The 13,978-nt window shown below is 74.7% G+C and carries 12 protein-coding genes; 6 read left to right on the forward strand and 6 right to left on the reverse strand.

Going from position 1 to position 13,978, the window contains the following annotated elements:
* The 3 genes from pdxA to I003_RS0121065 are packed head-to-tail and all read right to left on the reverse strand — an operon-like array spanning nt 1 to nt 3,430.
* Nucleotides 1-1,080 (reverse strand): 4-hydroxythreonine-4-phosphate dehydrogenase PdxA, encoded by a 1,080-nt coding sequence (pdxA, locus tag I003_RS0121055; protein ID WP_027773318.1) that lies wholly within the window; start codon nt 1,078-1,080, stop codon nt 1-3.
* The gene (locus I003_RS0121060; protein ID WP_027773319.1) at nt 1,077-2,369 is read right to left on the reverse strand and encodes a four-carbon acid sugar kinase family protein; all 1,293 of its coding nucleotides are present in this window, start codon (nt 2,367-2,369) and stop codon (nt 1,077-1,079) included. The genes pdxA and I003_RS0121060 overlap by 4 nt, the downstream gene beginning before the upstream one ends.
* Entirely contained in the window at nt 2,366-3,430 is a 1,065-nt protein-coding gene (locus I003_RS0121065; RefSeq protein ID WP_486584317.1) for a 2-keto-3-deoxygluconate permease, read from the reverse strand. The genes I003_RS0121060 and I003_RS0121065 overlap by 4 nt, the downstream gene beginning before the upstream one ends.
* Before the next feature lie 206 nt (nt 3,431-3,636).
* Between I003_RS0121065 and I003_RS0121070 the strand changes: the two genes are divergently transcribed.
* Nucleotides 3,637-4,194 (forward strand): GNAT family N-acetyltransferase, encoded by a 558-nt coding sequence (locus I003_RS0121070; RefSeq protein ID WP_027773321.1) that lies wholly within the window; start codon nt 3,637-3,639, stop codon nt 4,192-4,194.
* A gap of 421 nt (nt 4,195-4,615) precedes the next feature.
* Here the strand turns inward: I003_RS0121070 and I003_RS0121080 are convergent, their stop codons facing one another.
* Nucleotides 4,616-5,278, reverse strand: a complete 663-nt coding sequence (locus I003_RS0121080) for an HNH endonuclease family protein (protein WP_027773323.1) — start codon at nt 5,276-5,278, stop codon at nt 4,616-4,618.
* Between the two features lie 323 nt (nt 5,279-5,601).
* On the opposite strand from I003_RS0121080, the gene I003_RS0121085 reads away from it, so the two are divergent.
* From I003_RS0121085 to I003_RS32785, 5 genes are all read left to right on the forward strand, one after another.
* On the forward strand, nt 5,602-6,042 hold the full coding sequence (locus tag I003_RS0121085) for a hypothetical protein (protein ID WP_027773324.1): 441 nt from the start codon (nt 5,602-5,604) through the stop codon (nt 6,040-6,042).
* A gap of 75 nt (nt 6,043-6,117) precedes the next feature.
* The gene (gene secD / locus I003_RS0121090; protein WP_027773325.1) at nt 6,118-8,349 is read left to right on the forward strand and encodes a protein translocase subunit SecD; all 2,232 of its coding nucleotides are present in this window, start codon (nt 6,118-6,120) and stop codon (nt 8,347-8,349) included.
* A 90-nt stretch (nt 8,350-8,439) separates the two neighbouring features.
* Nucleotides 8,440-9,348, forward strand: coding sequence for a dihydrodipicolinate synthase family protein (locus I003_RS0121095; RefSeq protein ID WP_027773326.1), 909 nt, complete (start codon nt 8,440-8,442; stop codon nt 9,346-9,348).
* Nucleotides 9,349-9,486: 138 nt separating this feature from the next.
* Complete coding sequence (locus I003_RS0121100; RefSeq protein ID WP_027773327.1) at nt 9,487-10,197, forward strand: GntR family transcriptional regulator; 711 nt, start codon at nt 9,487-9,489, stop codon at nt 10,195-10,197.
* 111 nt (nt 10,198-10,308) lie between these two features.
* Nucleotides 10,309-10,686 (forward strand): DUF6081 family protein, encoded by a 378-nt coding sequence (locus I003_RS32785; RefSeq protein WP_486584318.1) that lies wholly within the window; start codon nt 10,309-10,311, stop codon nt 10,684-10,686.
* 510 nt (nt 10,687-11,196) lie between these two features.
* On the opposite strand, the gene I003_RS0121110 is transcribed toward I003_RS32785, so the two are convergent.
* Together I003_RS0121110 and I003_RS0121115 are read right to left on the reverse strand one after the other, a co-directional pair.
* Entirely contained in the window at nt 11,197-12,723 is a 1,527-nt protein-coding gene (locus I003_RS0121110) for a PQQ-dependent sugar dehydrogenase (protein WP_027773328.1), read from the reverse strand.
* A gap of 97 nt (nt 12,724-12,820) precedes the next feature.
* Nucleotides 12,821-13,816 (reverse strand): LamG-like jellyroll fold domain-containing protein, encoded by a 996-nt coding sequence (locus I003_RS0121115; RefSeq protein ID WP_027773329.1) that lies wholly within the window; start codon nt 13,814-13,816, stop codon nt 12,821-12,823.
* Nucleotides 13,817-13,978 lie beyond the last annotated feature (162 nt).

Consider the following 13,978-nt stretch of genomic DNA (forward strand, 5'->3'; position numbering starts at 1 on the left):
CTACGAGGCCGGGTCCGGCCGCTCGACGGCGGCCGCCGGGGCCGGCTCGCCCGCCTGCGCGGTCCGCCACACCTGGTGCCAGCCCGGCGCCAGTTCGGCGGCGCGCCGGGTGGCCAGCACCAGGCTCGCCTCCCGGGCGACGCCCTTGCCCGCGATGTCGAACGCGGTGCCGTGGTCGACGGAGACCCGGACGACGGGCAGGCCGACGGTGATGTTCACGCCGTCGTCGCCGTAGACCGCCTTGAAGGGGGCGTGCCCCTGGTCGTGGTAGCAGACGACGACGAACTTCCACGCACCCCTGACCGCGGCGGGGATGAGCGCGTCGGCGGGCAGCGGTCCGACCGCGTTGATGCCCGCGGCGGCGGCCCGCTCGACGGCCGGGGCCAGCACGTCGGCGTCCTCGTCGCCGAAGAGGCGGTTCTCGCCCGCGTGCGGGTTGAGCCCGGCGACGCCGATGGGTTCCCCGGGCCGGCCCAGGGCGCGGGCGAACGAACCCACCAGGCGCAGCACGTTGTCGGTGCGTGCGGGGGTGACCCCGGCGATGGCCTCGGTGAGGGACACGTGGGTGGTGAGGTGGAAGAAGTACAACTCACCCGCGGAGAGCACCAGGCTGAAGTTCTCGACGCCGAACTCGTGCGCCAGCAGTTCGGTGTGGCCCGGCCAGAAGTGACCGCCGGCGTGCATGGCGGCCTTGTTCAGCGGCGCGGTGACGATGCCGTCGACGAGCCCGTCGCGGGCCAGCGCGCAGGCTCGCATGACGAAGCGGGCGGAGCCGTCGCCCGCCGCCGCGCTCAGCTCGCCGTAGGGCACCGTGGCCAGGGACGGTCCGTCCTGCACCAGATCGATGGTCCCCGGCTCGTTCAGGGCGTCGCGGGGCGAGTCGACGACGCGCACCACCGCGGGGTCTTCGCCGATCAGCTCGACGGCCGCGCGGACCGCGTCGGCGTCCCCGATCACGACCGGCCTGCAGACCGCGCGCAGATCGTCGTGGTGCAGCAGGGTACGGGCCGTGATCTCCGGTCCGATGCCGGCCACGTCGCCCAGGGTGAGGGCGAGCGTGGGCACCTGCGGGTCGTTCACCGGTGGCTCCTCTCCGTTCGTACCGCTTCCGCGGCCTTGATCAGTACATCGGGACCGCCGAAGCCCCCGGCCTTGGTGGCCACGGGCAGCCCGGCCGCGGTGCCGCCGACGACGACGCCGAGCGGCACGCCCGGCTCGACGGTGTCGAACAGCCTGATGCCGGTGCCGCCGAGACGCTCCAGAACCGCGCGGGCGCCGTCGCCCCCCGTGGCGACCAGGCCGCTGACCGCGCCCGCGGCCACCGCGTGCGCGGCGGCGTCCGCCAGGCGGCGGGCGACGAGTTCCGGGTCGACGGCCGTGGCGCCCCGGTCCGGGGTGCTCAGCAGCAGTGTGTCCGGGTGACCGGCCGCCGCCGCCCCGACCCGGTCGAGGAACGCGGCCCACGCGCGGGAGTCGGTCAGGTCCCGTCCGGTGGGCCGCAGGTGCGCGGCGGAGTGGGCCGCGAGGGCCGCGGCCTGGGCGCGGGAGGCGTCGTGCAGGCTCGTCACCACCACGAGGGCGGTGGCCGCCGCCGGCCCGGCCGGCGCCGGGCGGGCGCCGGGAGCGGGGCCCGGGTGCGGCGGGGCGGCCGGGCGGGTGTCGGCGGCCTTCGCCTCCCGCGGCCTCCACCGGGCGGCCAGCGGGCCCGCCAGCCCCGCGGAGCCGACGGCGAGCGCCTGTTCGCCGAGGTGGGCGACCGCGCGTGCGATCCGGTCCAGGTCCTCGCCGTCCGCGGCGTCCAGCACCACGATCCGGCTGTCCGCCGCGCGGACCGCCGCGGCCCAGGAGGCGGGCGTCCCCCGCGGATCGAGGCGTACGAGCGGCGCGTCGAGCACTGTGGGCAGATGGCTGACCGTCACGGGCGTCACCGGGTCCCGGCCCACCGCGGTCTCGGCGACGGGTCGGCCGCCGACCAGCAGGACGCCGTCCACGACGGTGCGGCCGACGGCCGGGAAGGCGGGGCACACCAGCGCGACGGTGCCGGGGCCGCGCACGTCCAGCATGGCGTCGGTCTCGGCGCGCACCGGCCCGCGCAGCGTGGAGTCCACCTTCTTGAACAGGTGCGCCACCCCGGCGCGCAGCAGCCCGGTCGTCGCACGGCGCACCAGGTCCGCCGCCTCGGCGGCGGGGCGGGCACGGGAGTCCGTCGTGACCGCCACCACCGAGGCGCCGCCGCCGCTCTCCCCGGCGCCTGAGGGCGGGCCGCCGCCCAGCCGCAGCAGGGTGGGCCAGCCCGCCTCGGCGAACTGCACGGCGGTGTCGCCGGCGCCGGTGAGGTCGTCGGCGACGATCGCCACCTCGTACGTCATGCGCGCTGCTCCTGCCCGGGGCGGCCCGCGATGCCGCCCGCGGAGCCGTGCGCGGTCGCGTCCGCATCCTCCGGCCGGTCGGTGACGCCTTTCTGGCGCAGGGCTCCCGCCCGCTTCAGCGCGTACGCGGCGAGCAGCGGCGCGACGATCGCCGTGACCAGGGCCGACGCCGCGACCTGCGCCGTGGCGGTGCCGACGAACTCCTCGAAACGGGGGTCGGCGGCGGCCACGACGGCCGGGGTGGCGATGGCGTTGCCCGCGGTGGTGCCGGCGGCGAAGCCCATGCCGGACATCGGGCCGCGCCGCAGCATGTACCGGTAGCCGACGTAGACCAGGAGGCCCGTGAACGGCGCGATGACCAGGCCGAGGAGCAGGCCGGTCACGCCGCCGGTGACGATGTCGCCGAGGTCGATGCCGGTGCCGAGGGAGAAGGCGAAGAACGGGATGACGATGTTCGGCACCGGCTCGACGACCTTGCGCCACTCGGCGTCGACGTTGCCCACGAGCACGCCCAGCAGGAACGGGACGATCGCGCCGAGCAGGGCGAGGAACGGGATGTCGCCGAGGCCGGAGGCGCCGAGGAAGAGCAGCGTCAGGAAGGGCCCGTCGTTGACGGCGCTGGCGACGTAGGCTCCGCGGTCCCGCTCGTCGCCGTACTGTCCGGAGAAGGCCAGCCACAGGCCGCCGTTGCTGTTGTCCATCGAGGCGAGCAGGGCCAGCAGCGAGATGCCGAGCAGGCCGTCGAGGCCGACGCCGAGCCCGAGCACCACGACCAGCGTGGCCGGGATGAGGCTCTTCATCAGCAGTAGGACGCCCGCGTGGGCGAGGATCGGGCCGCCGGTGCGCAGGGAGACCTGGGTGCCCGTCGCGAAGATCAGCAGGGCGATCAGGGGGAGCGCGCTGTCCTCGAACAGCGCGGTGGTGAAGCTGCCGATCCCGAGCGCCCCCGGTGCGAAGGTGCCGAAGATCGCGCCGAGAATCAGCGGGATCAGCATCAGTCCACCGGGTATGCGCTGCATCGTGGCGAAAAGTGGGACCCTGGACTTCTCTGGACCGCTCACGCCAACCTCCTCGTCGGCATCAGTCACGGCGCGAGCGCCGAACTTGTACGTATCTGTTGTACGTACAAGATGCCACACCGGACCGGGAAGGGGAAGCCCCGGTCTGCCGGACCGCGCCCGTCGCCGCGGGCCGGGACGAGAGCTGCGGGCAGAGGGCGCGGAAAACCCGGAAGACCCCGCCGGGCGGGGTGGGTAGGGTCGGGCCCATGCCCGAACTGGAGCGACTGCGCGCCCGTCATGCCTCCGCGGTTCTGGCCTTCGAGCGGACGAACCGGACCTACTTCGCCGCCTCGGTCCCCGACCGCGGCGACGCCTTCTTCGAGGACTTTCCCTCCCGGTACGACGCCCTGCTCGCGGAGCAGGAGGCGGGGATCTGCGCGTTCCACGTGCTCGTCGACCCGGACGGCTCGGTGCTCGGCAGGTTCAACCTGGTCGACATCGAGGACGGGGCCGCAGAACTCGGGTACCGGGTGGCGGAGCACGCCGCGGGCCGGGGCGTGGCGACCGCGACCGTCCTTCGGCTGTGCCGGCTGGCCGCGACCCGGTACGGGCTGCGCACGCTGCGCGCGGCCGCCGTGCACCGGAACGTCGCGTCGCAGAGGGTGCTGACCAAGGCCGGGTTCACGGCCGCCGGACCGGTGGACCCGGCCCACCTCGGCGGCAAGCAGGGCACGTGGTACCGGCGTGACCTGGCCGGCGAGGGCGCGGCCACCGGTCCGCGGGCGGGGTCCGAGGTCGTTGCCGAGACCCGTCGGTCTTCCTGAGAAGGGCGGGGCTATCGCCGGGCGGAGGCTGTGTAGCCTGGTCCGGACGCCGGAGGAGGCGGCGGGGGTGCGCCGGCTCCGGCCGGGTGGTGACGGCCGCCAGGGGAGCCCGTACGGGCCCCACGGCGGGAGCAGGGGGCGGTTCGTGGCGGAATGCCGGAAGTGCGGTGCGCGGAAGCGCCGCTGGCCCCGGTCCTGCCCGGCGTGCCACGCCGGGTCCGGCCGGGCGGATATGGCCGCCGACGGTGCCGACATGGCCGCGGCGACGGGACTGTTCGGCTGGATCGGCCGCGGGGTCATGGGATTGGTGCGGCTGGTGGCGCGCGCCTTCGACTGACCGGACCCGGTGCCGGCCCGCCGGCCGGGAGCACGGCCGCGTACGGGGCGCCCCGGCTGTGACGGGGCGCCCCGGCGGTCGGTACTAGTACGAGCAGCCGCTGAGCATGCTCTGCACCGCGGACTTCTCGGCGGAGTCGATCTTCAGGTTCCAGCGGTACTTGGTGTGGATCCAGAATTTCGCGTATCCGCACCAGGAAGCGGTGCGCGGGGGCTTCCAGTCGGCCGGGTCGCGGTCGCCCTTGGAGCTGTTGACCTCGGTGGTCACCGCGATGAGCTGCGGGCCGGTGATGTCGTTGGCGAACTGCTGGCGGCGCGAGGTGGTCCAGGAGCTGGCGCCGGAGCGCCAGGCTTCGGCCAGGGCCACGATGTGGTCGATGGAGATCTGCGAGGGCGAGCTGCGCGTGACGCCGTCGAAGTAGCTGTACCAGGAGCCGGACGTGGGATAGCAGTCGGCGCCGGTGGAGACGTTGGTGCCGTCGCGCTTGAGGACCGTCTCGCGGGTGTTGCAGGTGCCGGAGACCGTGCTCCAGTGGGGGAACAGGTCGCGGGAGTAGCCGGACATCGAGCCTTCCGCGGCCACGGTCAGGCTGTTGAGTTCGGACTGCACCTGCGCCTTGGGCGGCACGTCGGGCGGGAACGCCGCCGCCGGCGGCGCCGAGCCGAGCGCGACACCGAGGACGAGGGCCAGCAGGGCGAGCGCGGCCGTCCAGCCGCGCGGGGATATCGCCGGGGATCTGAGCAACATGGCCTCCGGGGGGTGGGGAGGAACATCTGGGGACGCGCGGGAGCACCGCCGGTGCCGAACTGCCCTACTGTTGACACGAGTTCGAGCTTCCGGCCCGGTCTACGCGAATAGACATGCCCATGACATGTCGTGCTCATGCCTAATGCTGCGGCGCGTCTCCGTACACGCGCGCGTCGTCGCCCGGACCTCGGCCCCTCTTCTCCGGTCCGGATGGCGCGGGGCGACCCGGCCGGGGGCGGGTGTCCTTGCCGGGCGGGGATGAGTAGCCTGGGCTCTTCGTGCCCGCTCTGCGGGCCCCCGTCCGGCGACCGAGGAGACCGCGTATGAGCAGGTACGCGCGCACGGTCGGCCGGGGCTCTGCCGGCGGAGCCGGCTGGCGGGGCGTGGTCGTCGCCGTCGTGCTCGCCGTCGCCGGCGTACTCGGCGCCGGGGCCGGACAGGGCGGCGGGGCGGCGGTGCACGACGGACCGCCGTCGTACTTTGCCGTCGCCGGTGTCGCCGGTGCCCCCGCCCCGGGTGCGGATCAGCACCTCGTCGCCGGCCCGGACGCCGGGCCCGAGGACCACGCCGCGCCCCAGCACGGTCAGCGCGGCGCCCCCGCGGAGCGGCCCTCCGTGCCGTTCGCCGCCGTACCCCGTCCCCCGTACGACCTCCCGCGCACGCCCGCCGCCACCGCCCCGGCCCCGTCCGGCGGCGGTGCGCTCCCCGGCTTCAGCCCCGCACCGGGTACCGAACGCGCTCCGCCCCCCGCTCCAGGCATCTGACACCACCCCTTTCATCCACCCCGGCGCGTCCCGCGCCCGCGGGCCACCGCGCCATGCCTGGCTGGAGCAAACCCCATGACACGCGCCACCCGCGTGCGGGCCGTGCTGGCCCTCGCCGTTCTCGCCCTGTCCGCAGCCGTCGCCGTTTTCGTGCCCGTACACCTGGGGCTCGACCTGCGCGGCGGCACCCAGATCGTCCTGGAGGCCCGCGACTCCGACACCGCGCGGGCGGACGCGGACACCACCGACCACACCCTCGAAGTGCTGCGCAACCGCGTCGACGCCCTCGGCGTCACCGAACCCACCCTGACCCGCTCCGGCGACAAGCGGATCATCGTCGAACTGCCCGGCGTCCAGGACCCCCGGGAGGCCGCCGGTCTGCTCGGCCGCACCGCCCAGCTCACCTTCCACCCCGTCCTCGGCCTCGCGGACGGCAAGGAGACGGACGGCGGGGGAGCCGGCGGCGAGGTCCTGCCCGACGAGGCGGGGCAGCCGCTGCGGCTCGGGCCCTCCGCGCTCACCGGCGCCGACGTCGCCGACGCCGAGGCCCTCTTCGACACCCGGCAGGCCCTCGGCTGGTTCGTCACCGTCGGCTTCGACGGCGCCGGCGGCAAGGGGTGGGCCGGGCTGACCGGCGCCGCCGCGTGCGCGCCCCCCGGTGACCCGGCGCGGCGTATCGCCATCGTCCTGGACGGCAAGGTCATCTCCTCGCCGCAGGTCGACCCCAACGTCGGCTGCCGCACCGGCATCACCGGCGGCTCGACCCGCATCACCGGCGACTTCGACCGCGACGAGGCGCGCGAGCTGGCCCTGCTCGTCAACGGCGGCGCCCTGCCCGTGCCGCTGGAGACCGTCGAGCAGCGCACCGTGGGCCCGACCCTCGGCGCCGAGGCCATCTCCGCCAGCGCCTGGGCCGCGCTCATCGGCGCCGCCCTGACCTCGCTGTTCATCGTCTTCGTCTACCGGCTGCTGGGCTTCCTCGCCACCGTCGCCCTCGCCTGCTACGCCCTCGTCTCCTACGCCGCGCTGGCCGCCCTCGGCGCCACCCTGACGCTGCCGGGGCTCGCCGGTTTCGTGCTGGCCATCGGCATGGCCGTGGACGCGAACGTGCTGGTCTTCGAGCGGGCGCGGGAGGAGTACGCCGCCCGCCGCCGGCCCAGCGTGCGCACCGCGCTGGCCGGCGGCTTCCGCAAGGCGTTCGGGGCCATCGCCGACTCCAACGTGACCACGCTCATCGCCGCCGGCCTGCTGTTCTTCCTGGCCTCCGGGCCCGTGCGCGGCTTCGGCGTCACACTCGCGATCGGCGTGCTTGCGTCGATGTTCTCGGCGCTGGTCGTCACCCGGGTGCTCGCCGAGTTCGCCGCCGGCCGCCGCGCGCTGCGTACGCGTCCCGGCAGGTCCGGGATCGCGGGCCACGGCCGGGTACGGGCCTGGCTGATCCGGCGCAACCCGCGGCTGATGCGGCACTCACGCCGCTGGCTGGCGGTCTCCGGCGTCGCCCTGCTGCTGGCCGGCAGCGGCATCGCGGTCCGCGGGCTGGACTTCGGCGTCGAGTTCACCGGCGGCCGGCTCGTCGAGTACTCCACCACCCGGACCGTCGACGCCGACCGGGCCCGCGCGGCGCTGGAGGACGCCGGGCTGCCGCGCGCCGTCGTCAACTCCTCCGGGGACAACGAGCTGACGGTCCGCACGGAAGAGCTCTCCGACGACCAGGCGGCCGACGTGACCGACGCGGTGGCCGAGCTGGGCGGCGGTGCGGAGAAGGTCCGTGACGAGATGATCGGGCCCAGCCTCGGCGAGGAACTGCGCACCGGCGCGCTCATCGCGCTCGGCGTCGCCCTGGCGGCACAACTGCTCTATCTCGCCGTCCGCTTCCGCGTGACGTACGCCGTCTCCGCCGTCGCGGCCCTCGTGCACGACGCCGTCATCCTCGTCGGCGTCTTCGCCTGGCTCGGCAAGCCCGTCGACGGTGTCTTCCTCGCCGCCCTGCTCACCGTCATCGGCTACTCCGTCAACGACTCCGTCGTCCTGTACGACCGTGTCCGCGAACTCGCCGCCGCCGACCGGACCAAGCCGTTCCGTACCGTCGCGAACGCGGCGATCCTGCAGACCGTCCCCCGCACCGTGAACACGGGCATGGGCGCCGTCTTCATCCTCGCGGCGCTGGCGCTGCTGGGCGGCGGGGCCCTCACGGACTTCGCGCTCGCGCTCCTCGTCGGCATCGCCGCGGGCACGTACTCCTCGGTCTTCACCGCCACCCCGCTCGCCATCGAACTCGATGCCCGGGAGAGCAGGAGGACGCGGTAGGCGAAAACCATGTGACATTGTACTTTGAGCCGCGGGTCCGCGCCGCCGGCGCGGACCCGCCCGCCTGCCGCGACTCACCGGGAGTACTCCATGACCTCTGCCCCACCGGAACGGTCCCGCCCCTGGCGCGGCCTCATGGTCGCCACCGCGCTTCCCCTGCGCCCCGATCTGTCCGTGGACTTCGACGCCTACGCCGAGCACGTCCGCCGGCTCCTCGACTCCGGCTGCGACGGGGTCGTGACCAACGGCTCCCTGGGCGAGTACCAGACCCTCACCGACGACGAGCGCACCCGGCTGGTGCACACCGCCGTGGCCGCTGCGGGCGACGGTGACCGGGTCATGGCGGGCGCCGCGGCCTACGGCAGCGCCGAGGCCCGCGGCTGGGCCGAGCGGGCGGCCGAGGCGGGCGCCGGCTCGGTCCTGCTGCTCCCGCCCACCGCCTACCGGTCGGACGAGGGGGCGGTGCGCGCGCACTACGCCGAGGTGGCGAAGGCCGGCCTGCCGGTGGTCGCGTACAACAACCCGTACGACACCCGCACCGACCTCACCCCCGCGCTGCTGGCCGCCCTGCACGGCGAGGAGAGCATCGTCGCCGTCAAGGAGTTCACCGGTGACGTCCGCCGCGCGTACGAAATCGCCGAACGGGCGCCCGCACTCGACCTGCTGGCCGGCGCGGACGACGTGCTGCTGGAACTGGCCGTCGCCGGCGCCGTCGGCTGGATCGCCGGCTTCCCCAACGCGCTGCCCGCCGCCTGCGCCACCCTCTACCGCGCCGCCGCCGGCGGCGACCTGGCGGTGGCCAAGCCGCTCTACCGGGCCCTGCACCCCCTGCTCCGCTGGGACTCCACACCGCAGTTCGTGCAGGCGATCAAGGTCGCGATGGACGTCGCCGGGCTGTACGGCGGCCCCTGCCGCCCGCCGCGCTCGCCGCTGACGGACGAACAGGAGGCGGTGGTGCGGCGCGTCACCGGGAAGCTGCTCGCCGACGGGCTGGGCTGACCCGCCGCACCACCGCGCGTACGGGTTCCCCGCCCCGCCCTGGCGCCCCTGCCCTCGGCCGCCGGGGCGGAGGGGCGGGGTACGATTGCGCAATGTCACATCGCGCCCCGGGCCCTCGCCGTCCGCGGAGGGAACGCCATGGCTGAGGCGAAGCGGGGCAAGCTCATCTCGGTGCAGAAGCACCTGCGCGACCAGGTCGCCAACGCACTGCGCGCCGCGCTGATAGCGGGGGAGCTGCACCCCGGCGTCATCTACTCCGCACCCGCGCTGGCCGCGGAGTTCGGCGTCTCGGCCACGCCGGTGCGCGAGGCCATGCTGGACCTCGCCCGCGAGGGGCTGGTCGAGGCCGTGCGCAACAAGGGCTTCCGCGTCACCGAGATGACCGAGCGCGATCTCGACAACTACACGGAGGTCCGCGAGCTGATCGAGGTCCCCACCGTGGGCCGGGTGACCGAAACGGCCACCGCGGAGGAGCTGGAGGCGCTGCGCCCTCTCGCCGAGGACATCGTCAAGGCCACCCGCGACCACGACCTGATCGGCTATCTGGAGGCCGACCGCCGCTTTCACCTCAGCCTGCTCGCGCTCGCCGGCAACGACCACCTCGTCACCGTCGTCGCCGAACTGCGCAACCGCTCCCGGCTGTACGGCCTGACCGACCTCGACCGGGCCGGCGTGCTCGTGGACTCCGCGCAGGAGCATCTCACGCTGCTCGACCTGATGATCGCCGGAAACGCCGCCGCGGCGCAGGAGTTGATGGCCCGCCACCTCGGGCACATCCGCACCCTGTGGGCGGCGGGCCGGAGCAGCGCCGCGAAGCGCGCCGGTGCCCTGCGGCTCGGTGAGGGCTGAGGGCCGGACCCGGGCGGACGGCCGGACGGCTGCCGGCCGGGCGCCCACGCCGAGGTCATGAGGGTCTGCGGGGCGGCCGGGACGCCGAGGTCGTGGCTGCCGAAGCGTGGATTGGCGCAGAGCGGCGTCGTCATCAACGCCGCCACTTACGACACGGTGTACGCGGTTGTCGAGCGGCTGGTGATCCCCGGGGTGAGCCGGCCGGACGACCATTACGTCCACCGCGTCCTCATGAACGTGCCCACCGAACTGGGGCAGCCGCACCGCTACCGGATCGGCTGCCGGGCCCGGACGTCCGAGGTGGAGTGGTCCGTCGACGGGCGGCTGGCCTACTGGGCGCAGGTACCGGTACCGGTGGCCGGCTTCCACGCGGGGATGGCCCTGTTCTCGGCCCGCGGCCTTGCCCGCTACTCCCGCGCGGAGCGGGAGCGCGGGCAGGGCGCGACCGGATGGTGGGGCCTGTGGCGGATCACGACGAGCGACCGCTGAACGCGGGCGCGGGGATGCCGTGGCCGCCCGGAGGGCCGGGGACAGCCGGTGCACCGACCGTACCCCGGCGCGGGCCCGCGGGCTCATCCCGTGTTCACGGTATTTCCTCCGGCTGCGCCGGCGCGGGCACGGGGGCGGGCGCCTGTGACGAAGGCCGGGAGTCCGCCGGGTAGCGGCGTATCGCCAGCGCCGTCACCGCGTACGCGAGCAGCCCCACCGCCGTCGCCGCGACCTTGACGCCGGTGCCGTCGGAGACGGCCAGCGCCGCGCCGCCGCCCGCGCCGGCGAGCGCGACGCCGACGTACAGCCCGCAGGTGTTGAGCGCGCTTCTTCGCGTCGGCCGAAGGCGAGGACACCGCCGGGCGGGCCGGCCGGGACGGCCAGGTCCGCCCGCTGGACGCTGCCGCCTGGCTGGAGTTCGCCCGCGAACGGGAACGGCGGGCGCGGACCCGGCCCGGCACGCCGGACTGACGACCGCGCCCGCCGTCCACGGGCAGGGCTCCCGGCCGGCTACGGCAGCCCCGGGCCGCGGGTGCCGGTGACCTTCCAGACCTTGCCGTTCGCCTTCGCCAGCAGGTACAGGCCGCCCGCTGCGTCCTGGCCGAAGCGCAGATCGACGCGGGTGTCGCCGGCCAGGTCCTGCGCCGAGACGCGCTTGCCGGTGGCGCCGTCGTAGAGCCTGAGCTGGTGGATGGTGGCCATCTCGGCCGCGTCACGGTCCATCTCGCCCGTCTTCGTGGCGAAGACGCGGCCGTCGACGAGATCGCCGAAGAGGTACGTGCCGCGCAGCTTGGCCAGGTCGTCGCCGCGGTGGACGAAGCCGCCGGAGACGGCCCGGCCGACGTCGTCGGTGCAGTTCCAGTCGGCCGGCGGGTCGTGGTCGTAGGCGGCGACAGGGTAGGTGTAGCCGTACGTGTCGTCGTCGGGCGGCAGCGGCTTGTAGGCGTTGCACGGGTCGGCCGGGTCCTTGTCGAAGACGAACGGGCCCTCGCGCTCGCTCCAGCCGAAGTTGTCCCCGGCCCGTACCTCGTAGACCGACTCGATGGCGTGCTCGCCGATGTGGCCGAGGTACATCCGGCGTTCACCGCCGCTGTCCCAGCTGAAGCGGTGCGGGTCGCGGAAGCCGTACGCGTAGATCTCACCGAGGGCGCCGGGGCGGTCGGCGAAGGGGTTGCCGGCGGGGATGCCGTACGCGCCGTTCGCGCTGTCGTCGCCGAGCGGGTCGATCCGCAGCAGCTTGCCGTGCGGCAGCGCCAGGTCCTGCGGCTCGGTGGTGCGCACGCCGGTACCGCCGTCGCCCACGGCCGCGTAGAGCATGCCGTAGTCGGCGCCGCCCTTGCGGGCGGTGGGGTTGAAGGCGATTTGCTGGATGCCGTGGATGCGGCCGTTGAAGCCGAGACGCAGCACCTCGCGGCGGGTGCCGGAGAAGGTGTCGGCGGCCGGGTCGTCGGCGGTCCACTCGGTGATGATGCCGTGGTAGCCGGTGTTCGGCTGCGGGGTGAGGTCCGGCTCCTCGTCGGTGGTGGAGGCCAGTTCGGTGTGCACGGTGTAGAAGAGGCCGTTGCGGGCGAAGTCCGGGTGGAAGGCCGCGTAGCCGAAGCCCTGGCCGAGGCCCTGGCCGGAGAAGAACTGCGGCGCGAAGGTGGCGCCGACGTCGAGGTAGGTGCGGGGCGGCTCCCCGTCCTCGACGAGGTACAGCTTGCCGTTGAGGTCCGGTACCGCCTTGCGGCCGGAGCCGTCGGGAAGTTCGGCGAGTGCGTTGATCCGGGCGTGGCGCATCAGCCGCGGATCGGTCGGCGGGGGCGTCGGCTCGGACTCGGGGAACTGCGCGTACTCCTCGACGACCAGGCCGAGCTTCGCGGGCACCGGCTTGGGGAGGATGGCGTCCCCGGGGAGGGCGGCCGGGGCGGTCGCGTCCGGTGCGGCGGTCGGCTCGGTGCGGGCCTCGGCGGGGGCGGTGAGGAGGGCGGTCGCGGCCACGGCCGCGGCGAGCGCCGGGGCGAGGAGGCGGGGCTTTCGGCGGGTGGGTGGGGGCATGCCGGCTCCGTTCTGGGTGTGCGGTCTGCGCGTGCGCTACGGGCGGGACGCGCCGCGTGGGTACGGGGGACGGGGGCGTACGGCCGCGGTGCGCGGCTCAGCGCCGCGGCGAGACCATCAGCCGGTACTGCGCGCGCACCTGCGTGCCGGTCAGCTCGCGGTCGAGGAACATCAGGCTGTCCATGCGGCAGTTGCAGGGATTGCGCTCCAGGGTGTTCTGCGGGAAGCTCCCGCCGATCTTGATGCCCGCGGGGTCCGTCGGGGACGCGCGGTGCTCGCCCGGCCCGCCGACCTGCCACGGGTCACCGGGGACGGTGTAGAAGGCGTCGAGGGGTTCGCCGTTGCGGTACAGCGCCATCGTGCCGTCCGCGTAGTCGAACGTCGCGGCCAGGAACACCCACTCGTCCGGCGGCAGCAGCCGGCGCCAGTCCTCGGTGGCGGCCAGCGTCTGCGAGGCACCCTCGTCGAGCCGGCGGCCCAGCGCGACCAGCCGCAGCTCGCCGTCCACCTCGATCAGCTCCAGCAAGGCGCGTACGCCGTGGCCGTCGGAGTTGCCGGAGAGCACGCCGGCCAGGCCGACGGCGTTGTAACGGTCGTCCGGGTCCGCGGTGGTGGAGTCGGGGGCGGGGTTGTCGCCGGTGACCTTGAACCAGCCCATGACGGTGGCCGCTTGCGCCCCGTTGAACGCCCTCAGGGAGGGCACGCCGTCCGGGCCGTGGACGCCGGCCTTCCAGTCGTCGTTCCCGGCGGTGCCGGGGGAGACCTGGGCGGTCTGCAGCGCGTCGCCGGCGCCGGGGAAGGCGCGGTCGGGCACCCGCATCGCGGCGCCGCCGTTGACGAGTTCGATGTCGGTGCCGGAGCGGCCCCGGTCGCGTTCGCGGGCCGGGTCGCCGGGGGCCGGGTGGGCGAAGTCGTAGTACGACACGAGGCCGGGCGCCAGCGCGGGCAGCACGACGGGCGCCCCCCGCCCCGCCGTCGGGGCCTCGCCGGCACCCTGCACCGCCTGCACCGGACCCGCCGCGAGGGCGGTCAGGGCCAGCGCCGCGGCTGCCGCGACGGCCCGTGCGGCAACGCTCCCGCTGTGCTTCCGCATTGCGTCATCTCCCCTGCCAGAAGAGGACTCCGAAGAATTCGGTAAGCGCTTGCTACGCGTCCCGCTGCGGACCGTATCCGCGCGACGTGAGCTCGTCAAGAAGTCGCGTCCGAAGCGGATGGCAGGGAGAAGACCGGCGGCAGGAGATCCCGGGTGCGCGCG

Source organism: Streptomyces sp. CNQ329 (genome assembly GCF_000482585.1).

Bases quoted from the DNA above. Each gene is read 5' to 3' on its own strand.
- I003_RS0121110 (WP_027773328.1), bottom strand. From the start codon at position 12,723: ATGCCCCCACCCACCCGCCGAAAGCCCCGCCTCCTCGCCCCGGCGCTC.
- I003_RS0121115 (WP_027773329.1), bottom strand. From the start codon at position 13,816: ATGCGGAAGCACAGCGGGAGCGTTGCCGCACGGGCCGTCGCGGCAGCC.
- I003_RS0121070 (WP_027773321.1), top strand. From the start codon at position 3,637: ATGCCCGAACTGGAGCGACTGCGCGCCCGTCATGCCTCCGCGGTTCTG.
- secD (WP_027773325.1), top strand. From the start codon at position 6,118: ATGACACGCGCCACCCGCGTGCGGGCCGTGCTGGCCCTCGCCGTTCTC.
- I003_RS0121100 (WP_027773327.1), top strand. From the start codon at position 9,487: ATGGCTGAGGCGAAGCGGGGCAAGCTCATCTCGGTGCAGAAGCACCTG.
- I003_RS0121060 (WP_027773319.1), bottom strand. From the start codon at position 2,369: ATGACGTACGAGGTGGCGATCGTCGCCGACGACCTCACCGGCGCCGGC.
- I003_RS0121095 (WP_027773326.1), top strand. From the start codon at position 8,440: ATGACCTCTGCCCCACCGGAACGGTCCCGCCCCTGGCGCGGCCTCATG.
- I003_RS0121080 (WP_027773323.1), bottom strand. From the start codon at position 5,278: ATGTTGCTCAGATCCCCGGCGATATCCCCGCGCGGCTGGACGGCCGCG.
- I003_RS0121085 (WP_027773324.1), top strand. From the start codon at position 5,602: ATGAGCAGGTACGCGCGCACGGTCGGCCGGGGCTCTGCCGGCGGAGCC.